This window comes from Saccharopolyspora sp. NPDC003752, assembly GCF_053605825.1.
This window is the reverse complement of sequence record NZ_JBSGJZ010000001.1, coordinates 374,180-392,527: the sequence shown is the minus strand read 5'-3', so window position 1 is coordinate 392,527 and position 18,348 is coordinate 374,180. Positions and strand designations below refer to the sequence as shown.

The 18,348-nt window shown below is 69.8% G+C and carries 17 protein-coding genes and 2 pseudogenes; 12 read left to right on the top strand and 7 right to left on the bottom strand.

Annotation, left to right across the window (positions count from 1 at the left end):
- Position 1: 1 nt before the first annotated feature.
- Complete coding sequence (zapE, locus tag ACWEV3_RS01915) at positions 2-1,045, bottom strand: cell division protein ZapE (RefSeq protein WP_452612064.1); 1,044 nt, start codon at positions 1,043-1,045, stop codon at positions 2-4.
- Positions 1,046-1,120: 75 nt separating this feature from the next.
- On the opposite strand from zapE, the gene ACWEV3_RS01910 reads away from it, so the two are divergent.
- Positions 1,121-1,720 (top strand): TetR/AcrR family transcriptional regulator, encoded by a 600-nt coding sequence (locus tag ACWEV3_RS01910; RefSeq protein ID WP_452612063.1) that lies wholly within the window; start codon positions 1,121-1,123, stop codon positions 1,718-1,720.
- A gap of 284 nt (positions 1,721-2,004) precedes the next feature.
- Here the strand turns inward: ACWEV3_RS01910 and ACWEV3_RS01905 are convergent, their stop codons facing one another.
- Positions 2,005-2,580, bottom strand: a complete 576-nt coding sequence (locus tag ACWEV3_RS01905; protein ID WP_452612062.1) for a helix-turn-helix domain-containing protein — start codon at positions 2,578-2,580, stop codon at positions 2,005-2,007.
- A 97-nt stretch (positions 2,581-2,677) separates the two neighbouring features.
- Between ACWEV3_RS01905 and ACWEV3_RS01900 the strand changes: the two genes are divergently transcribed.
- On the top strand, positions 2,678-3,805 hold the full coding sequence (locus ACWEV3_RS01900; RefSeq protein ID WP_452612061.1) for an aminotransferase: 1,128 nt from the start codon (positions 2,678-2,680) through the stop codon (positions 3,803-3,805).
- A 102-nt stretch (positions 3,806-3,907) separates the two neighbouring features.
- Here the strand turns inward: ACWEV3_RS01900 and ACWEV3_RS01895 are convergent.
- Positions 3,908-4,232 (bottom strand): annotated as a pseudogene (locus ACWEV3_RS01895) (isocitrate/isopropylmalate family dehydrogenase); the annotation flags it as partial.
- Between ACWEV3_RS01895 and ACWEV3_RS01890 the strand changes: the two are divergent.
- Positions 4,231-4,815 carry a Uma2 family endonuclease gene (locus ACWEV3_RS01890; protein ID WP_452612060.1) on the top strand — a complete coding sequence of 195 codons (585 nt, stop codon included), beginning with the start codon at positions 4,231-4,233 and terminating at the stop codon, positions 4,813-4,815. The pseudogene ACWEV3_RS01895 and the gene ACWEV3_RS01890 overlap by 2 nt on opposite strands.
- Positions 4,816-4,895: 80 nt before the next feature.
- On the opposite strand, the gene ACWEV3_RS01885 is transcribed toward ACWEV3_RS01890, so the two are convergent.
- Complete coding sequence (locus tag ACWEV3_RS01885; RefSeq protein WP_132489099.1) at positions 4,896-6,362, bottom strand: helix-turn-helix transcriptional regulator; 1,467 nt, start codon at positions 6,360-6,362, stop codon at positions 4,896-4,898.
- A 118-nt stretch (positions 6,363-6,480) separates the two neighbouring features.
- Here ACWEV3_RS01885 and aceA point away from each other — a divergent pair, with 118 nt between their 5' ends.
- Together aceA and ACWEV3_RS01875 are read left to right on the top strand one after the other, a co-directional pair.
- The gene (aceA, locus tag ACWEV3_RS01880) at positions 6,481-7,794 is read left to right on the top strand and encodes an isocitrate lyase (protein WP_452612059.1); all 1,314 of its coding nucleotides are present in this window, start codon (positions 6,481-6,483) and stop codon (positions 7,792-7,794) included.
- A gap of 259 nt (positions 7,795-8,053) precedes the next feature.
- Positions 8,054-8,614, top strand: a complete 561-nt coding sequence (locus ACWEV3_RS01875; protein ID WP_452612058.1) for a Uma2 family endonuclease — start codon at positions 8,054-8,056, stop codon at positions 8,612-8,614.
- 17 nt (positions 8,615-8,631) lie between these two features.
- Here ACWEV3_RS01875 and ACWEV3_RS01870 read toward each other — a convergent pair whose 3' ends face one another.
- Entirely contained in the window at positions 8,632-9,261 is a 630-nt protein-coding gene (locus ACWEV3_RS01870) for a GNAT family N-acetyltransferase (RefSeq protein ID WP_452612057.1), read from the bottom strand.
- A gap of 187 nt (positions 9,262-9,448) precedes the next feature.
- On the opposite strand from ACWEV3_RS01870, the pseudogene ACWEV3_RS01865 reads away from it, so the two are divergent.
- Positions 9,449-10,506 (top strand): annotated as a pseudogene (locus tag ACWEV3_RS01865) (NAD(P)H-dependent flavin oxidoreductase).
- A gap of 251 nt (positions 10,507-10,757) precedes the next feature.
- Complete coding sequence (locus ACWEV3_RS01860; RefSeq protein ID WP_452612056.1) at positions 10,758-11,423, top strand: MOSC domain-containing protein; 666 nt, start codon at positions 10,758-10,760, stop codon at positions 11,421-11,423.
- Here ACWEV3_RS01860 and ACWEV3_RS01855 read toward each other — a convergent pair.
- Positions 11,390-12,394 (bottom strand): methyltransferase, encoded by a 1,005-nt coding sequence (locus ACWEV3_RS01855; RefSeq protein WP_452612055.1) that lies wholly within the window; start codon positions 12,392-12,394, stop codon positions 11,390-11,392. The two genes, ACWEV3_RS01860 and ACWEV3_RS01855, sit on opposite strands and share 34 nt — an antisense overlap.
- Positions 12,395-12,641: 247 nt before the next feature.
- Positions 12,642-13,079 carry a VOC family protein gene (locus ACWEV3_RS01850; RefSeq protein ID WP_235883794.1) on the bottom strand — a complete coding sequence of 146 codons (438 nt, stop codon included), beginning with the start codon at positions 13,077-13,079 and terminating at the stop codon, positions 12,642-12,644.
- A gap of 66 nt (positions 13,080-13,145) precedes the next feature.
- Between ACWEV3_RS01850 and ACWEV3_RS01845 the strand changes: the two genes are divergently transcribed.
- The 5 genes from ACWEV3_RS01845 (at position 13,146) to ACWEV3_RS01825 (ending at position 18,316) form a co-directional block, all read left to right on the top strand.
- On the top strand, positions 13,146-13,433 hold the full coding sequence (locus ACWEV3_RS01845; protein WP_358576713.1) for an ArsR/SmtB family transcription factor: 288 nt from the start codon (positions 13,146-13,148) through the stop codon (positions 13,431-13,433).
- A 61-nt stretch (positions 13,434-13,494) separates the two neighbouring features.
- Positions 13,495-13,935 carry an NUDIX domain-containing protein gene (locus tag ACWEV3_RS01840; protein ID WP_452612054.1) on the top strand — a complete coding sequence of 147 codons (441 nt, stop codon included), beginning with the start codon at positions 13,495-13,497 and terminating at the stop codon, positions 13,933-13,935.
- A 349-nt stretch (positions 13,936-14,284) separates the two neighbouring features.
- The gene (locus tag ACWEV3_RS01835) at positions 14,285-15,784 is read left to right on the top strand and encodes a CoA-acylating methylmalonate-semialdehyde dehydrogenase (RefSeq protein WP_452612053.1); all 1,500 of its coding nucleotides are present in this window, start codon (positions 14,285-14,287) and stop codon (positions 15,782-15,784) included.
- A gap of 89 nt (positions 15,785-15,873) precedes the next feature.
- A complete protein-coding gene (locus ACWEV3_RS01830; RefSeq protein ID WP_452612052.1) occupies positions 15,874-17,043 on the top strand; it encodes an isobutyryl-CoA dehydrogenase in 1,170 nt (389 codons plus the stop codon).
- A 238-nt stretch (positions 17,044-17,281) separates the two neighbouring features.
- Complete coding sequence (locus tag ACWEV3_RS01825; RefSeq protein ID WP_452612051.1) at positions 17,282-18,316, top strand: enoyl-CoA hydratase/isomerase family protein; 1,035 nt, start codon at positions 17,282-17,284, stop codon at positions 18,314-18,316.
- The last annotated feature ends 32 nt before the right edge of the window (positions 18,317-18,348 follow it).

Sequence of the window (18,348 nt, the reverse complement as noted above, 5' to 3'; positions counted from 1 at the left end):
GCTACGGCCTCGCGGGAACGGCGTCGCCGGTTGCCGCTTCGCTGAGCGGAACCGGCCTGAGCAGGGCGAGCCGGCTGGCGGTGCGTGCGACGTCGGTGCCGTCCGCGAGCGTTCCGGCGATGCTGTGATCGGCCAGCACGTGCGTGGTGATGTCCTTGTCGCACAACACGTCCACGACGTTGGCGAAGCGCTGGCGGGCGTCCGGTCCGCAGTCTGCGAGCCTGGGCACGCCGCTGATCACCCAGGTGTCGAACCGCTCGGCGGGAGCGAGGTAGTCCCGCGTCGAGGTGGGCGTCGCGCAGAGCTCGTGGAAGTCGAACCACACCAGCCGGTTCCGCACGGCCAGTGCGCGGAGGTTCCGGCCGTTGATGAGCAGCGTGCTCTGCTCCTCGCTGCCGGGCGGCGGGAATTCGCTCCCCGGCCATTGCCAGGTGCCTTCGGCGAAGCGCCCTTGCCGGTTGGTGGTCCGGTAGTCGGTGGGGCCCGCGAGCGTGATGACTTCCTGGTGCGCCTCGATGAGCTCGATGGCGGGCAGGAACAAGTGGTGGTGCAGCGGGTTGGGCAGCAGCCCGGCCGGCGGGTAGTTCGACGTCGTCACGAGCGTGACGCGGCGCGCGTGCAGGGCGTGCAGCAGGTGGGTGATCAGCCCCGCGTCGCCGGGATCGTGCACGTGGAACTCGTCGAAGCACACCAGTCGGCATCCGTCGAGCAGCTCGGCCACCGCCGAGTCCACCGCGCTCGATCCGCTCGACGCGCGGTGCCGGGCGGCGGTGCGGTGCAGCCGGTCGAAGAAGTCGTGGAAGTGCACGCGCAGTTTGCCGCGGACGGGTGCTTCGGCGAAGAACGTGTTCACCAGGAAGCTCTTGCCGCGCCCCACCGGCCCGTGCAGGTAGAGCCCGCGCGGCCGGTGGAAGTGCTTCCGCAGCTCAGCGCCGAGCGCGGCGAGCTTGTCGGCTACCGGTCGTTGCGCTTCGTCGAGTTCGAAGCCTTGCTGCGCGGCCGCCAGGTCGAAGCGCGCACGCAGTGTTCCGGCTCGGTCGGTCAACTTCCCTCCCCACGACTCTGCAAACGTAGAGGCTCTATGGATGTAGAGTACGGGTGGTGTCGGGGAGGTTGGGCGATGTGTGAGCAGGACCGCCGAACGCGCATCGCAGATGCGGCGATCGAGATCGTCGCGGAGCAGGGAGTTCGTGCGTTGACGCACCTCGCCGTCGATGCTCGGTTGGAGCTGCCGCGAGGATCGACGTCGTACTACATGCGGACGAGGCGGGCGCTGCTGGAGGCTGCGGTGGCGCGGCTGGCGGTGCGGGCGAGGGCGGATTTCGACGCGATCGCGGGCCCGCGCTCAGATCGGCCGCCGGATGTTCGCGGCGCGGCCGACGGAATCGCGGTCCAGCTGGACCGGATGCTCGGGCCCCGCCGAAGCGACACGATCGCCCGGTATGCGCTCGTGGCGGAGGTGGCTGCGGCTGCGGAGCTGCACGAGCCGCTCGCGCGGGCGGCGTTCTCCCGTCCGCTGGCCGTCGAGTTGCTGATCGCCTTGGGGGCATCCGATCCGGAGTTCGCCGCCGCCGGTCTGGTCAGCCTGTGCGAGGGGCTGGTGTTCGACCGCGTCATCGGCAGCCGGTCGCTGGATGCCCCGGAGCCCGGCAGTACGGCCAGCGTCGAGGAGCTTTCGCAGGTGGTGCAGGCATACCTGCGCGGCGTGCTCGGCGGTTGATGGTCGTCCACATTGGAGCTTCGCAGTGCTCGATCGCGGATCAGTTCCGATCGGCGGCGAGTCGGGCGCGGTCTTCAGTCCCACGCGGGGGAAAGGACGCGGCCGCCTTCGGGAATAGCGGGTTCGTCACCGGGCTCCTCGATCGCGTAGCCCTCGATGACGCCATCGGCTGGCAGAATTTCCGCGTGGCCGTGTCACGCGACTGACGACCGCGCGAGTGCTCGGGGCATGCAACGGTTTGTCGAATGCGGGGCGCTGCGGCACGGATTCCGAGGCCCTTCCGGTCAGGCGCCGGTGACGACCCGCATGAAGACGACGGGTTCGGCCTCCTCGTTGAGGTAGGCGTACTGCTGGTCGCTGGCGATGACGGCGCTCTGCCCGGGCCCCAGCGTTCGGGGTCCGGTTTCCAGCGCGAGGGTCAGGCGGCCGGCGAGGACGTGGTGGATCTCCTGCGCGCCGGGTCGGTCGGGCTCGGCGTCGTAGCGTTCCCCGGGAGCGAGGGTCCAGCGCCAGAGTTCGGCCCGCGGATCCTGCGTCGCGCCGAGCAGGAGCGCGGCACTACCTCCCGGGGCTTGCCACACCAGGGTTCCTTCGGTCTCCCCGCCCGCAACGTCGCCATCGGGCAGGGCCAGGGCGGCGAAGTCGGTGTCCAGGGCGCGTGCGACGCGGTCGACGGTAGCGAGGCTGGGGTTGGCCTGGCCCAGTTCGATCTGGGTGAGCATCCGTCGGCTGACCGTGCTGGCCCCGGCGAGCTGCTGCACGGTCCAGCCGCGCTGTTTGCGCAGCTCCCGGATGCGCCCGCCGATGCGCGTGACGAACTGGGGCGCGGCACTGCTGCTGGCGTCGGCCTCGCTGCTCACGATGAGCAGCATAGTGCACACGCGGCTTGCCCGAGCTTCAGATGAGCAATATGTTGCCCATTGAGCGAGTTGGCAACACGACGAAGGGGCGGCCCAGGTGAAGATCCGCGAGTTCGCAGTCGAGCAGTGGATGAACGAATACGAGGAGACCTGCCGCTACAACCTGGCCGAGACCTGCGTCCGCTCGCTCACCACCGGTGAGCTGCTGGACCTGTCCGGCCGGCGCGAGGAAGTGCTGGCCGAACTGGACGCCACCCCGCTCACCTACGGGCCGATCCCAGGCAGCCCGCGCCTGCGCCGCCTGGTCGCGGGCCTGTACGCGGCTCAGAGCCCGGAAAACGTCCTGATCACCCACGGGGCGATCGGCGCGAACGCGCTCGCGCACGCCACCCTCGTCGACCCGGGCGACCACGTCGTGGCCGTGGTCCCGACCTACCAGCAGCACTACTCCATCCCCGGCAGCTACGGCGCCCGCGTCGACCACCTCCCGCTGCGCGAGGAGAACGGATGGCTGCCCGATCTGGACGAGCTCGACAGCCTGGTCACCTCGGGTACCAAACTCATCGCCGTCAACAACCCCAACAACCCCACCGGCGCCCTCATCGACGAAACCGGCTTGGACCGCATCGCCAAGATCGCCGAGCGCGCCGGAGCGTGGGTGCTGTGCGACGAGGTCTACCGAGGCGTCGACCAAGACGGCAACGGGTTCACCACCTCGATCGCCGACCTGTACGAGCGCGGCATCTCCACCGGAAGCATGTCGAAGACCTTCTCCCTGGCGGGACTGCGCCTGGGCTGGATCGTCGGCCCCACCGGGCTGCTGCGAGCGGTCGCCACCCACCGGGACTACACCACGATCAGCGTCGGGCGCCTCGACGACCTCCTGGCCTGCGTCGCCCTGGAGAACAAGGAAGCGATCCTGGCCCGCTCCCGCCACATCACCCGCACCAATCTCGCCATCCTCGACGAGTGGGTCAGCGGCCGCGACGACGTCAGCTACGTCAAACCCGCCTCGGGCACCACCGCACTGCTGCGCTACCACGCGCCCATCGGCTCCTACGAGTTCTGCACCCGCCTGCTGGCGCACGCCGGCGTCATGTTCACGCCCGGTGCCGCGTTCGACATCGAGCACACCGCACGCATCGGCTTCGCCGACGACACCCAGACCCTGCGTTCCGGCCTGCACCTGGTCGGCCAGTACCTCGACCAACTCGCCCAGGAATGACCACGTCCACTCACGGCGAGGGCTGCCGGGGAACGAGGGCCCGGCATCCTTGATGCGCGCCGCGGTCGACCGGTCGCCGAGGTGTTCCAGCATGAGAGCGGCCGCGAGGATCTGCGAGGTCGGATTCGCCTTGTCCTGCCCGGCGATCGCGGGCGCTGCCGTGGATGGGTTCGAAGTAGGCGGCGTGGTCGCCGATGTTGCCGGACGGGCACATGCCGAGCCCGCCGACGGTCGCCGCACCGACGTCGCTGAGGATGTCGCCGAGGAAGTTCTCCATGACGAGCACGTCGAAGTGCCCGGGAGCGGCGACGAGGTCGTGCCCGGCGGCGTCGGCGTAGCGACAAGAAGTAGCGCTCCGTGCTGGTCTGATCACTGTCTGTCGGTGTCCTCTGGTTGACTTTCCGCCGACTGGAAAGGAGGGCACCATGTCGGTTATGGCAGAGACGACCGGTCCGCACGGCATCGTCCAGGGTCGCCCGTTCACGGTGTACGACCTGGAGGCGATGCCCGATGATGGCCACCGGTACGAGCTCCTCGACGGGATGCTCCTCGTGACGCCGGCGCCGGGATTCAGGCACCAGAAGGTCGCATACCGACTGCACCATGTGCTTGAGGATGCGGCTCCGGGTGAGTTCGAAGTCGTGGGTGCGCCGTTCGCGGTGCGGCCATCGGTGACCACGGAGCTGCAGCCGGATGTATTGGTGGCGCGGGATGAGGACTTGACCGAGGCCAACCTGCCCACGGCCCCTGTGCTGGCGGTCGAGGTGTTGTCGCCGAGCACGAAGCTGTACGACCTGAACTCGAAGAAGGCTGCCTACGAGCGGCTCGGCGTGCGCAGCTACTGGGTGATCGACCCGCTCGTTCCGCGCCTTACGGTTTTCGAGCTCGATGACGCCGGTGAGTACCAGTTGATTGCCAAGGCCAGCGGCCCAGAGGCGTTCGACGCGGAGCTGCCGTTCCGGGTCTGCATCGTGCCGTCGGAGCTGCTGGGCCGCCGTCGCTCGGTCTAGGCGTCTGCGGGTGCGTGCGATGTCCGGTGGGCGGCGATCTCGCGCGAAATCGCTGCCCATCAGCGGATGTCCCTCGGCGATCAGCCTTGGTGCGCCTCCACGAACGCGTACACGTCGGCCTCGTCCACGCCGGGGAAGGTGTCCGACGGCAGCGCGGCGAGCACGTGCGAGTGCGCCCGCGCCGACGGCCACACCATGCCTTCCCACCGGCTCGCGAGATCCGACGGCGGGCGCTGGCAGCATTCGCCGTTCGGGCACTTCGACTTGGAGTGGTTGTTGGTGTCCCGGCCCCGGAACCACCGCGACTCCGTGTAGGGGACACCGAGGGTGATCGCGAAGTCCCGCCCGCGGCTGGGGTCGACGTGCGCGACGCACCAGTGCGTGGCACCGGGCTTGTCGGTGTACTGGTAGTAGGTCGAGTAGCGGTCCGAGGAGGCGAACACCTGCCGGCCCGCCCAGTACCGGCACATCCGCTGTCCCTCGATGGCGCCGGTCGGGTCGCTGGGGAAGACCAGCCCGTCGTTCTCGTAAGCCTTGTAGATGATGCCGGTCTCGTCGTTGCGCACGAAGTGGCAGACGAGGTCGAGGTACTGGGTGGCGAGGTTGGTGAACCGGTGCGCGGCCATCTCGTAGGACACCGAGAACACGTCGCGCAGGTCTTCCACGGCGAGGTCGCGCTCGGCCTTCGCGTCCTGCAGGAACGGCACCGCCGTCTGCTCCGGGACCAGGACTGCGGCGGCGAAGTAGTTCGCCTCCACGCGCTGCCGCAGGAAGTCGGCGAAGTCGCGGGGCTGCCGGTGACCGAGGCTGAGGTGGCCCAGGGTCTGCAGCAGGATCGTCCGCGGGCTGTGCATGCCCAGCGATTCGCGGCGCAGGAAGATCCGCCGGTTCTTCAGGTCGGTCACCGAGCGCACCGAGCGGGGCAGGTCGGTGACGAACCGCAGCCCGTAGCCGAGGTGCGTGGCGATCGACTGGATCAGCCCCTCCGACAGCGGGCCGCCGTGGTAGCCGACCTTGTCGAGGATGCCGGCGGCGGTCTTCTCGATCTCGGGGAAGTAGTTGCCGTGCTCGCGCATCATGCCGCGCAGCTCGGCGTTGGCCTTGCGGGCTTCTTCGGGCGTGGCGACCTGCTTCGTCTCGCGGCGCTTGAGCTCTTCGTAGAGCGCGAGGACGTGTTCCAGCGCTTCGGTGGGGACGCGCTTGCCGACCTTCAGCGGCGGCACGCCGAGCCGCTGGTAGAGCGGGTCGAGCTGGGCCTTCTCCACGGCGATCTCCAGCTCGGCGCGCCGGTTCGGCGGCTTCTTCGACAGCAGCTCGTCGACAGAGGTGCCCAGCGCATCGGCCAGCGAGCGCAGCAGCGACAGCTTCGGCTCGCGGTGGCCGTTCTCCAGCAGCGACAGCTGCGACGGCGCGCGCCCGACCCGCTCGCCCAGCTCGACGAGGGTGAGCCCGGCCGCGCGCCGCAAGTGCCGCAGCCGCTGACCGAAGACCAGAAGGTCGTGTTCCGTTGAAAAATTGCGGTCTTCTTCAGTGGCGAACTCCGTCATGGCGTTGATGCTAGCAGAAAAAATTCAAAAATTACCCCGGAATTCTGGTCGTGTTTCGCTGGATCAGGGCCAAGACTGGGATCAACAAGCCGCAGGGCAATCCCGGAAGGGGAACATCATGAGCATCCGCGAGCAGGCGAAGCAGGCAACCGAAGAACTCCAGCGCGACTGGGACACCAACCCGCGTTGGAAGGGCATCGAGCGCACGCACTCGGCCGAAACGGTCATCCGCCTCCGCGGTTCCGTGCGAGAGGAGCACACCCTCGCCCGGCAGGGCAGCGAGCGGCTGTGGAAGCTGCTGAACGAGACCGACTACGTCAACTCGCTCGGCGCGCTGACCGGCAACCAGGCGGTCCAGCAGGTCCGCGCCGGTCTGCAGGCCATCTACCTGTCCGGCTGGCAGGTCGCCGCGGACGCCAACCTGGCCGGCGAGACCTACCCGGACCAGAGCCTGTACCCGGCCAACTCCGTCCCGTCGGTCGTGCGGCGGATCAACAACGCCCTCAAGCGCGCCGACCAGATCAACTGGTCCGAGGCCCTGGACCCGGAGGGCGCCGGCGGTGAGAGCGAGGACATCCACTGGCTGGCGCCGATCGTCGCCGACGCCGAGGCCGGTTTCGGTGGCGTGCTCAACGCCTACGAGCTGATGAAGGGCATGATCGCGGCCGGCGCCGCGGGCGTGCACTGGGAGGACCAGCTGGCCTCCGAGAAGAAGTGCGGCCACCTCGGCGGCAAGGTGCTCATCCCCACCGGCCAGCACGTCAAGACCCTCAACGCCGCGCGCCTGGCGGCCGACGTCGCCGGCGTCCCCAGCCTGGTCATCGCCCGCACCGACGCGCAGGCCGCGACGCTGCTGACCAGCGACATCGACGAGCGCGACCAGCAGTACGTCACCGGGGAGCGCACCCCGGAGGGCTTCTACAAGGTGCGCAACGGCATCGAGCCGTGCATCACCCGCGCCCTGGCCTACGCGCCGCACTCGGACCTGATCTGGATGGAGACCTCCACCCCGGACCTGGAGGTCGCCCGCCGGTTCGCCGAGGCCGTCAAGGACAAGTACCCGGAGCAGATGCTGGCCTACAACTGCTCGCCGTCGTTCAACTGGAGGAAGAACCTGGACGACAGCACCATCGCCAAGTTCCAGCGCGAACTCGGCCACATGGGCTACAAGTTCCAGTTCATCACGCTGGCCGGCTTCCACGCGCTGAACTACAGCATGTTCGACCTGGCCAAGGGCTACGCGGCGGACGGCATGACGTCCTATGTGGACCTGCAGGAGCGCGAGTTCGCCTCGGAGTCCCGCGGCTACACCGCGACCCGTCACCAGCGCGAGGCGGGCACCGGCTACTTCGACCTGATCAGCACCGCGGTGAGCCCGGACTCCTCGACCACCGCGCTGGCCGGTTCGACCGAGACCGCCCAGTTCCACTGATCCGGCTGACCAATTGAATCCGTGGTCGGCGCGCGGGCAGTGCGCCGACCACGCCCTAGACGCACCAGCGGCCCTGTGGCGGGGTGTCGGAAAATCGCGATGGTGCGAGTGGGCGGGAACCCAGGCGTCGGGTTCCCGCCCACTTTTTTCTTGCCCGATCCAGTGATCATCGGCGCCGGCTGTATCTGTTCGGACCCTTCGCTCCTCTTTATATGCGAGACCCCGAAACCTCGGGGCGCACGAGCGGAGGGAGCACGTGATGTCTATCGATCTTGGCGGGCGGCGGTTCACGGTCCAGGACCTGGAGGCTTTCCCGGAGGACGGTCGCCGGTACGAGCTCGTCGACGGCGAGCTGCTGGTGGGTCCGGCGCCGGGCTGGCCGCACCAGGCGGCGCTCGGGGCGCTGTTCGTCCAGCTGCACCGGGCTAGTCCGCCCGAATACCGGGTGCTGTCCGCGCCGTTCGCGGTGCGCCAGGACCTGTGGACCGAGTTGCGGCCGGACGTCCTGGTCGCGCGCTACGCCGACCTGACGATGCGGAACCTGCGGGCCGCACCGGTGCTGGCGGTGGAGGTCGCATCGCCGAGCAGCCGGTTGAACGACATCAGCCTGCGCAAGGCGGCCCACGCCAGGCTGGGCACCCAGCACTTCTGGCTGGTCGATCCGGATCTCGAGGTGCCGTCCGTGACTGCCTGGGAGCTGGTCGGCGGCAGCGACTACCAGCGGGTGGCGCGGGTGGTCGGCGACGAGCTGTTCGAGCCGGAACGACCATTCCCGGTCCGGTTCGCCCCGGTCGATCTGGTCGCCGGGTTGCGACCCTGACAGGCGGTCTTCGCAGGTCAGCGGGCCACCGGGCGCCACATGCCGTAAACGGTGAGGCCGCCGGCGACCGGGTATTCGTGGATCACGCGGAATCCGAACCGCTCGAAGCGGTCCACGGCGGCGTGCGCCGTGGCTTCCAGGTAGACCGGGGTGTCGTGGGCGTCGGCACGCGCCAGTCCGGATTTCAGCAGGGCGCTGCCGAGGCCGCGACCGCGGACGTCCGGTGTGGTGCCGATGGCGGCCAGGTGCCAGTGCGGTTCGTCGGGCCGGTGGCTGTCGGTGGCGTTGAACGTCTGGATCGCCCTTGCGGTCTCGGGAAGCCGCCAGCGGAACACCGACAGCAGTGCCGGGAGGTGCATGAGGCGTCGGCCGAGCGGCGCGGCTTGGCTGCCCGGCCGGTCCCACACCGCGACGGCGTGCGGATGCCCGTCCAGCTCGGCGATCTCGGTGCCGTGATCAAGATGATCTTGGGTCAGAAGAAGGGAGAACAGTGCGCGGAGCTTCGTTTCTCGCTGCGCTTCGAGCGGCAGCAGCGCTGCCATCCGGGGCTCGTCGCGGTATGACGCGCTGAGCAATCCGGCCAGCGCCGGGGTGTCTGCACTGCTGGCGGCGCGGAGCGCGAGGCCGTCGCGCGTGGTGGTTCGCATGGGGGGTGCCTTTCCGATCAGCTCCTCAACTCCGTTATGCCCAAAGGAAAGGAGAAATGCCGTTGAAAGAGTGCCGGATCACGCAATGTTGATCCCGCGGCCTCGGACGGCGGTCCGGCGCGGTCGGCGCTGTGGTGTGCGCGATGCTCTGATGCGCTCGTGGTGAGGGCGGGATTACCGTCGAAACATGATCGCAGAGCGACGAATTCCCCTGATCGCCGCGCCGATGGCGGGTGGCGTCTCCACGCCGGAACTGGCCGCGGCCGTGAGCGCCGAGGGCGGCCTCGGTTTCCTGGCTGCGGGGTACCTGTCGGCGGATTCGCTGACCGCTCAGATCGCGGCGTTGCGCGCGCTCACGTCGGAGCCGTTCGGGGTGAACCTCTTCGTCCCGGGCGAGCATCGGGATCTCGATCTCGCCGACTACCCGGCGCGGGTGGCGGCGGCAGCCGCGCGGCACGGGGCCGAAGCCGGCTCGCCGAGCTGGGACGACGACAACTACCCGGCCAAGGTGGAGGTGGTGATCGCCGAGCGCGTCCCTGTCGTGTCGTTCACCTTCGGATGCCCGAACGGTCCATTGTGGAACGTCTGCACGAGGCGGGTTCCGAGGTCGTGGTCACGGTCACGACGCCGCAAGAGGCGCGCGCTGCCGCGGACGTGGGAGTGGACCTGCTGTGCGTGCAGGGCATGGAGGCCGGCGGACATCGCGCGGTGTTCGACGACGATCCGGCGCTACCGGGCGGCGGGCAGCTGTTCGGCCTGCTGGCGGCGATCCGGCTGATCCAGGCCGAGGTCGACCTGCCGATCATCGCGGCGGGTGGTCTGGTGCACGGCGCGGATGTCGCGGCGGTGCTGGCCGCGGGAGCGGTGGCGGCGCAGCTGGGCACTGCGTTCCTGGTGTGCGACGAGGCGGGCACGCAGCCGACGCAGCGAGCCGAAATCGCGGCGGGACAACGGGAAACCGCGCTGACGCGCGCGTTCAGCGGCCGCCCGGCGCGGGGGCTGGTGAACCGATTCCTGGTCGACAACGGTGACGCCCCGGCGGCGTACCCGCAGCTGAACAACCTGACGAAGCTGATGCGAGGTGCCGCGGGCAAGGCCGGCGACGCGGAGCTGATGTCGCTGTGGGCGGGCCAAACCTACGCGCAAACGCGCCCGCTGCCCGCTGCGGAACTGGTGCGCCGCCTGACCGCGGAGGCCCGCCAGGCACTGCAGCAGGCCGGCGCCCGGCTGCAACCACGGCGTTGATCGCGCCCGGCAAACCGGGCGCGATCAACCGAACACTGCCGCGCGGCAGCAACGGGTGGGGTGGGGAGGGGGAGGGCCCAAGGAAGCCGCGCGCAAGTGGCTCGGCGACGTGAGCGGAGGAGTCGCCGCGCCGCTCGCCGGGCGGGCTGTCGGCTCCGGGCGCCGTGCCCAGGGTGGCGCCCGCCTGGCAGGGCCGTTTCCAGCGGATACTCGCTCGGTTGCCCCGGTGGCCGTCCGCGTAGGTTGGGGCCATGGGGATTGTGCAGTCGGTGAACCTCGCGGTGGTGCAGACCGGGGATTGGACCGGGCGCGTGGGGCGCAGCGGTATCGACAAGCGCCCGGCCGGTGGACCGGTGCGGTTCGAGCAAGCCGGTGTGCACGGCGACACGGTGTGCGACGTGAAGTACCACGGGGCCCAGTACCAGGCGGCCTACGCGTTCGACAGCGAGGAGCTCCGGTACTGGTCGCGGGAGCTGGGGCGCGAGCTGGTCCCCGGCAACGCCGGCGAGAACCTCACGCTGGTTGGGTGCGACAGCAGTTCCGCGGTGATCGGTGAGCGGTGGCGGATCGGTGGGGCCGTGCTGCGGGTGACGGGGCCGCGCACGCCGTGCCGGGTGTTCGCCGGGTTCTGGGACGTCAAGGGCCTGGTCAAGCGGTTCAGCGAGCACGGCCGGACCGGTGCGTACCTGGCAGTGGAGGAGCCGGGCGAGATCACGGCAGGCGATGCCGTCGAGGTGCTCTCGCGGCCGGAGCACGGGGTGCAGGTGTCCGAGGTGTTCGCCCTGAAGATGCAGGACCGCGGGGACCTGGCCGAACACGTCGCGGGTGGTCTCGCCGATCTGCCGGAGAAGTGGCGGGAGTCGATCGCCGCGAGGGTGCAGCGCTACCGCTCGGGGCGGCATTCGACGATGGCGTAGCCGTTGTCCAGCGGCGTGAAGTCCTCGACGGCGAGCCCGGCGGCCTCCGCGACCTGCTGGGTCCGGTCGAGATCGCGCATCCGGCCGCCGACGTAGATCATCATCCGCAGATCCATCTCGGTGAACAGCGCCATCCGCTCCCGGTCCGGCAGGAGTTCGATGATCAGCAATCGCCCGCCCGGGGCGATCGCCTGCTTGCAGTGCTCCAGGATCCGGGTGGCGTCCTCGTCGTCCCAGTCACCGAGGACGTCGCAGACCACCACGGCGTCGGCCTGGATGGGCAGCGGGTCGAAGAAGCTCGCGGTGACCACCTCCGAGCGGTCGCCGACGCCCTGTTCGCGCAGGTAGTCGGCGGCGCTGCGGGCCGGGCCCGTCAGGTCGACCAGGATGCCGCGCGCCTTCGGGTTGGCCCGGAGGATCTCGGCGAGCAGCACGCCCTTGCCGCCGCCGACGTCGGCGATCCGGCCGTAGGCGCTCCAGTCGTGCGCGACGGCGATCAGCGGGGCGATCCCGTAGGTCTTGGTCTCCATGAGAGCGTCGAACGAGTCCGACAGTTGCGGGTTGTGCGACAGGTCTTCCCAGAAGGACCGGCCGAAGGCGGCCGGATAGGCGGGGTGGCGGCCGCGGACTTGCTCGATGAGCTCGACGAACGCGAGGTCGGCGCGGCCGACGGCGCCGTCGAGGTCCAGCCAGGGCTGGGGGCCGTCGGCCAGGTCGCTGCGCAGCGCCTCCGAGGCGTCGTTGGGGCCGAAGACGTCGGGCTCGGGTTCGGTGAACACGCCGCGGTGCACCAGGAATCGCAGGACGCGCCCGAGCGGATCGGCCTCGGCCCGGCAGCGGTGCGCGATCTCGGCGAGGGGGAGCGGGCCGTCCTTGACCGCGTCGGGCACCCGGAGGGTGGCCGCCGTGCGGACTGCGAACGGCGTGGCCAGGTCGGCCATAGCCCAGACGTCCGGCGACTCGGGGGGCATGCGTTGCAGGGTAAGCCCGTCCGGCCTGCTCAGCGCGCCGCGAGCGGCCCGCCGAGGGCTGAACGCGCTTTCGACCGGGCCGGTTGTGCTTTGTGGACAGCTCGCCGACGCCCGATGGCGAAGGAGTTCCTCCGCCGCGAAGTCGTTGTTCCTGAAGCGAAAGCCGTTGTGCGGCGCGCTGTTCGGCCGCCGATCGGGCCGCGGGTCCTTCGGGCTGCGGCGGCAGCCTGAAGGACCCGCAGATCTGCTAGACCCCGAAGACGCCCTCGCTGATCGCGCTCGGCGCCCCGGGGCTGCCCTGCTTCACATCCCAGGTCCAGAACTCGACGACGTTGTGGTCCGGGTCGGCCACGTACGCCGAGCGTGCATTGCCCGGGCCGAACTCCACCTCGTCGACCTGCGCGCCGCGCGCGCGAACCCGCTCGACGACCGCGTCGTACTCGTCGTCGCTCACGGACAGGGCGTAGTGGACGTGCACGCCGCCCCGGGCGCGGGCTATGCCCAGAGCCGGCTTCCACAGGCCGATCCTGGTGCCGCCGGCCAGTACCCACACCGCTTCGCGGTTGCGCCAGTGCCCGCCTTCCCAGCGTTCGATGACCGGGAATCCGAGCACTTCGGTGTAGAAGCGCTCGGCGGCGTCGAGGTCCGCCACCTCCAGGACCAGTTCGTTCACACCGGACGTCATCGCCATCCTCCTATATAGGTAAATGCCGATTCTCTTTATATAGGAGATTGGCGATACAATGGCCGGGTGGGCGATGATGATCTGGCGCACACCGCCGGCCTGTTCCGGGCGATGGGGCACCCAATCCGACTCGGCGTGCTCGACCGGCTGCGCCGCGAGGGCGAGATCTGCGCCTGCGACTTCACCGAGTACTTCGGGGTGAGCCAGCCGACGATCTCCGGCCACCTGCGCACGTTGCGCGAGGCCGGGCTGGTGCGAACCCGCCGGGACGGCACCCAGATCTGCTACTCGCTCGACCCGGCGGCGCTGGAAGTGGTCCGGCAGATGTCCGCCCTGCTGGTTTCGGCCGCGTAGGGACGTGCGGGGCGTCGGGGCGGCCCGGTACGGTGGCGAAAAGCCCAGGAGGACGGTCCGCATGCACCTGGCCGAAGTGGCCGATCTGGCCCGCCGAGACGCCGCCGACGGAGTGCAGCAGCAGATCGTCGCGGCCGTCATCGATGCCGGTGGGCAGGTCCTGCTGGTGCGCCGCCGGGAGACGGATTCCCGAGGCGGAGAATGGGAATTCCCCGGCGGCAAGGTCGATCCCGGCGAAGACCTGAACACGGCGTTGCACCGCGAGGTGGACGAGGAGACGGGCCTCCGCATCGCCGAGATCACCGGCTACCTGGGCGCGTTCGACTACATCACGCGCAGCGGCACGTACAACCGCCAGCACACCTGGTCGGTCACCGTCGCCACGGCCGAAGGCGTGCGGCTGACCGAGCACGACGCGTACGCCTGGGTCTCGGAGGCTGACGAGATCCCGCTCAGCGCCGACCTCGAAGGCATCCTGGAGAGGTACTTCAAATCGTCCTGAGTGGACGACGGCAATGGCGCCCCGCTTCCTGCGGAGATCATCCATGCGGTAGGCCCGGCGTCGCGCTGGGCGGCTCGAAGCTGGGCTCGCCGACCGGGCGCGGGCCGTTCCGGGCGTGAGCGGCAGCCGGCTCGACCGGGCTGCGCTCGATCTTCGTCGGCATCGCCGGCGGTCGGCGTGGGAAGTCGTCCGCGTCCTCCTCCCGCTCGTCAGGTCTTCACCGCCGCCCGATCGGGCCTGTGACGCAGCGCACCCTGTTGCATTGGCCGCGTTTCTGGGAAAGATTGGAGTACCAAAGGTTTGGTTTCCTAGTAATTACCGACCGGTTCGGCGGAAGGTGCGTTGCGACATGACCAACGAGCTGGAGCACTTCATCGGCGGCAAGCGCGTGGCGGGGACGTCCGGGTCCTTCGGTGACGTGTTCGATCCCAACACCGGGCAGGTGCAGGCCAGGGTGCCGCTGGCCTCGGCGGAGGAGGTCGCGGCGGCGGTCGACAACGCCGCCGAGGCGCAGCCGGCGTGGGCCGCGATGAACCCGCAGAAGCGGGCGCGGGTGCTGATGCGGTTCCTCCAGCTGGTCAACGACGAGATGGACTCGCTGGCCCGGCTGCTCGCCTCCGAGCACGGCAAGACCGTCCCCGACGCCAAGGGCGACATCCAGCGCGGCCTGGAGGTCGTCGAGTTCGCCGTCGGCATCCCGCACCTGCTCAAGGGCGAGTACAGCGAGAGCGTCGGCACCGGCATCGACGTGTATTCGCTGCGGCAACCGCTGGGCGTGGTCGCCGGCATCACGCCGTTCAACTTCCCCGCGATGATCCCGCTGTGGAAGGCCGCGCCGGCCATCGCCTGCGGCAACGCCTTCGTCCTCAAGCCCTCCGAACGCGACCCCTCGGTGCCGCTGCGGCTGGCCGAGCTGTTCATCGAGGCCGGGCTGCCGCCGGGGATCTTCAACGTGGTCAACGGCGACAAGACCGCGGTGGACGCGATCCTGACCGAGCCGCGCATCGAGGCCGTCGGGTTCGTCGGCTCGTCGGCGATCGCCGAGTACATCTACTCGACCGCCGCGGCCCACGGGAAGCGCGCGCAGTGCTTCGGCGGCGCCAAGAACCACCTGATCGTGATGCCCGATGCCGACCTCGACCAGGCCGCAGACGCCCTGATCGGCGCCGGTTACGGCTCCGCCGGGGAGCGCTGCATGGCGATCTCGGTCGCCGTGCCGGTCGGCGAGGCCACCGCCGACGCGTTGATCGAGAAGCTCGTCGAGCGGGTGCACCGGCTGACGATCGGCACCAGCTTCGACGAGGCCGCCGACTTCGGCCCGCTGGTGACCAAGCAGGCCTGGCAGCGGGTCCGCGACCTGATCGGCGTCGGCGTCGAGGAAGGCGCGAAGCTGCTGGTCGACGGCCGGGACTTCACGCTCGCCGGGCACGAGGACGGCTTCTTCCTGGGCGCCTCGCTGTTCGACCACGTCACCCCGGACATGCGGATCTACCAGGAGGAGATCTTCGGGCCGGTGCTGTCGGTGGTCCGCGCCGCCGACTACGACGAGGCGGTCCGGCTGCCCAGCGAGAACGAGTACGGCAACGGCGTGGCGATCTTCACCCGCGACGGCGACGCGGCGCGCGAGTTCGTCTCCCGCGTCAACACCGGCATGGTCGGCGTCAACGTGCCGATCCCGGTGCCGATCGCCTACCACACCTTCGGCGGCTGGAAGCGGTCCGGATTCGGCGACCTCAACCAGCACGGGCCGGACTCGATCCGGTTCTACACCAAGACCAAGACGGTCACCTCGCGCTGGCCCTCCGGCCTCAAGGAAGGCGCCAGCTTCACCATTCCGACGATGCACTGAACCGGGCGGGTGCGGCGGCGATCTCGTGCGAAATCGCCGCCGCACCCGCGCCGGGAGGCGCGAAATCGATCAGGGGGAAGGGAGTGGACGTGTCCGTTGCAGCCGTGGCCGGCCCGGTGTCGCCGTTCGAGCTCACCGAGGACCAGCGCGCGATCCAGCAGACCGCGCGGGAGTTCGCCACCGAGCAACTCGCCCCGCACGCCATCGAATGGGACCAGGCCAAGCACTTCCCGGTCGAGGCGCTGCGCGCCGCCGGGCAGCTCGGCATCGGCGGGATCTACGTCGACGAGTCGGTCGGCGGCAGCGGCCTGAGCCGGTTCGACTCGGTGCTGATCTTCGAGGCGCTCGCCGCCGGCGACCCGTCGATCGCCGCCTACATCTCCATCCACAACATGTGCGCGGGCATGATCGACCGCTTCGGCAACGCCGAGCAGCGCGCCCGCTGGCTGCCGGGCCTGTGCTCGATGGAACGCCTGGCCAGCTACTGCCTCACCGAGCCCGGCGCGGGCTCGGACGCGGCGGCGCTGGAGACCCGCGCGGTCCGAGATGGCGACGACTACCTGCTGACCGGCGTCAAGCAGTTCATCTCCGGCGGCGGGACCTCGGACGTCTACGTGGTGATGGCCCGCACCGGCGAGCCCGGCGCGAAGGGCATCTCCACCTTCATCGTCGAGGGTGACGCCGAGGGCCTGTCCTTCGGCGCCAACGAGAAGAAGATGGGCTGGAACGCCCAGCCGACCCGGCAGGTGATCTTCGACGGCGTCCGGGTGCCCGCCGCCCAGCGGCTCGGCGACGAGGGCATCGGCTTCCGGATCGCCATGACCGGCCTGGACGGCGGCCGGCTCAGCATCGCCGCGTGCTCGCTCGGCGGCGCGCAGGCCGCGCTCGACAAGAGCCTCGCCTACGTGCGGGAACGCAGCGCCTTCGGCGCCAAGCTCAGCGAGTTCCAGGTGCTGCAGTTCAAGCTCGCCGACATGGCCACCGAGCTGGAGGCCGCCCGGCTGCTGCTGTGGCGGGCGGCGTGGGCGCTGGACGTCAAGGACCCGGCGGCCACCCGGTTGTGCGCCATGGCCAAGCGGCTGGCCACCGACGCGGGGTTCGCGGTGGCCAACGAGGCACTTCAGATCCACGGTGGTTACGGCTACCTTGCCGAGTACGGCCTGGAGAAGATCGTCCGCGACCTGCGGGTGCATCAGATCCTGGAAGGTACCAACGAAATCATGCGGCTGATCATCTCCAGGGGACTGCTGGCGGCCTGACCGCCGGCGGCCTCGGGTGGACAGCGCACCAGCACGGACTGGGAGGTTCGCAGTGCTCGACGCAAGTCCGGCGCCTCGCGAGCACCACCCCGACGTCGCGTGGTCCGCAATTTCCATTGAAATCGAACCTTCGATTTCAATGGAAATTGCGGCAGGAGGGTGTCGAGGCGGGTGCTGAGGGGCCGCTGGCGCACCGAAACGCAAGCCGGTCCGTGCACATGAAGACAGGAGTCGCACTATGACGGAGCCCGAGATCCTGGTTCGCGAACAGGGCTCGCTCGGCCGGATCACGCTCAACCGCCCCAAGGCGCTCAACTCGCTGACGCTGGGGATGGTCCGGGCGATGGCGCAGGCGGTGGAGCAGTGGCGCACCGCCGAGCACATCCGGGCGATCCTGATCGACGGGGCCGGTGAGCGCGGGCTGTGCGCGGGCGGCGACGTCCGCGCCCTGCACGACGCGGCGAAGGCCGGCGACGAGTCGCTGCCCGCCGCGTTCTGGACCGAGGAGTACCAGCTCAACTCGGCCCTGGCGGGTTATCCGAAGCCGGTCATCGGGATCATGGACGGCATCTGCATGGGCGGCGGCGTCGGCATCTCCGCGCACGGCTCGCACCGGGTGGTCACCGAGCGCTCCAAGGTCGGCATGCCCGAGGTCGGCATCGGCTTCATCCCCGACGTCGGCGGCACCTACCTGCTCTCCCGGGCCCCCGGCGAGCTCGGCACGCACCTGGCGCTGACCGGTGCGCCGGTCGGCGGCGCGGACGCGATCTACTGCGGAGTCGCCGACTACTACGTCAACAGCGCGAACCTGCCGGAACTCGTCGAGGCGTTGGCCACCGGCGAGGTGGACGAGGTGCTGCAGAAGTTCTCCGAATCCGCGCCCGAGGCCTCGCTGGCCGCGCAGCGGGAGTGGATCGACGCCGCGTACTCGGCGGACGGCGTCGAGGAGATCCTGCGGCGCCTGCGCGAGCGGCCGGAGGAAGCGGCCCGCGAGACCGCCGAGGTGATCGGGCAGAAGTCGCCGACCTCGCTCAAGGTCACCCTGAAGGCCCTGCGCAGCGACTACGGCTCGCTGGAGGAGGCCCTCGTCCAGGAGTACCGGCTGGCGATGGCGTGCGTGCGCATCGGCGACTTCGTCGAGGGCGTGCGCGCGACGCTGGTGGACAAGGACCGCAACCCGCAGTGGTCGCCCGCGCAGCTGTCCGATGTGGACGAATCTCGGGTGGAGAAGTTCTTCGAACCGGTCGCGGACGAGCCGGAGCTGTTCGGCTGATCCGCGGCGGCCTTGACGGAAGTTCCAGCGCA

Excerpts from the sequence above, each read along its gene's own strand:
- ACWEV3_RS01890 (WP_452612060.1), top strand. The coding sequence starts at position 4,231 with ATGTCGGTTATGGCAGAGACGACCGGTCCGCACGGCATCGTCCAGGGT.
- aceA (WP_452612059.1), top strand. The coding sequence starts at position 6,481 with ATGAGCATCCGCGAGCAGGCGAAGCAGGCAACCGAAGAACTCCAGCGC.
- ACWEV3_RS01875 (WP_452612058.1), top strand. The coding sequence starts at position 8,054 with ATGTCTATCGATCTTGGCGGGCGGCGGTTCACGGTCCAGGACCTGGAG.
- ACWEV3_RS01825 (WP_452612051.1), top strand. The coding sequence starts at position 17,282 with ATGACGGAGCCCGAGATCCTGGTTCGCGAACAGGGCTCGCTCGGCCGG.
- ACWEV3_RS01835 (WP_452612053.1), top strand. The coding sequence starts at position 14,285 with ATGACCAACGAGCTGGAGCACTTCATCGGCGGCAAGCGCGTGGCGGGG.
- ACWEV3_RS01840 (WP_452612054.1), top strand. The coding sequence starts at position 13,495 with ATGCACCTGGCCGAAGTGGCCGATCTGGCCCGCCGAGACGCCGCCGAC.
- ACWEV3_RS01860 (WP_452612056.1), top strand. The coding sequence starts at position 10,758 with ATGGGGATTGTGCAGTCGGTGAACCTCGCGGTGGTGCAGACCGGGGAT.
- ACWEV3_RS01910 (WP_452612063.1), top strand. The coding sequence starts at position 1,121 with ATGTGTGAGCAGGACCGCCGAACGCGCATCGCAGATGCGGCGATCGAG.
- ACWEV3_RS01855 (WP_452612055.1), bottom strand. The coding sequence starts at position 12,394 with ATGCCCCCCGAGTCGCCGGACGTCTGGGCTATGGCCGACCTGGCCACG.
- ACWEV3_RS01870 (WP_452612057.1), bottom strand. The coding sequence starts at position 9,261 with ATGCGAACCACCACGCGCGACGGCCTCGCGCTCCGCGCCGCCAGCAGT.
- ACWEV3_RS01885 (WP_132489099.1), bottom strand. The coding sequence starts at position 6,362 with ATGACGGAGTTCGCCACTGAAGAAGACCGCAATTTTTCAACGGAACAC.
- ACWEV3_RS01850 (WP_235883794.1), bottom strand. The coding sequence starts at position 13,079 with ATGACGTCCGGTGTGAACGAACTGGTCCTGGAGGTGGCGGACCTCGAC.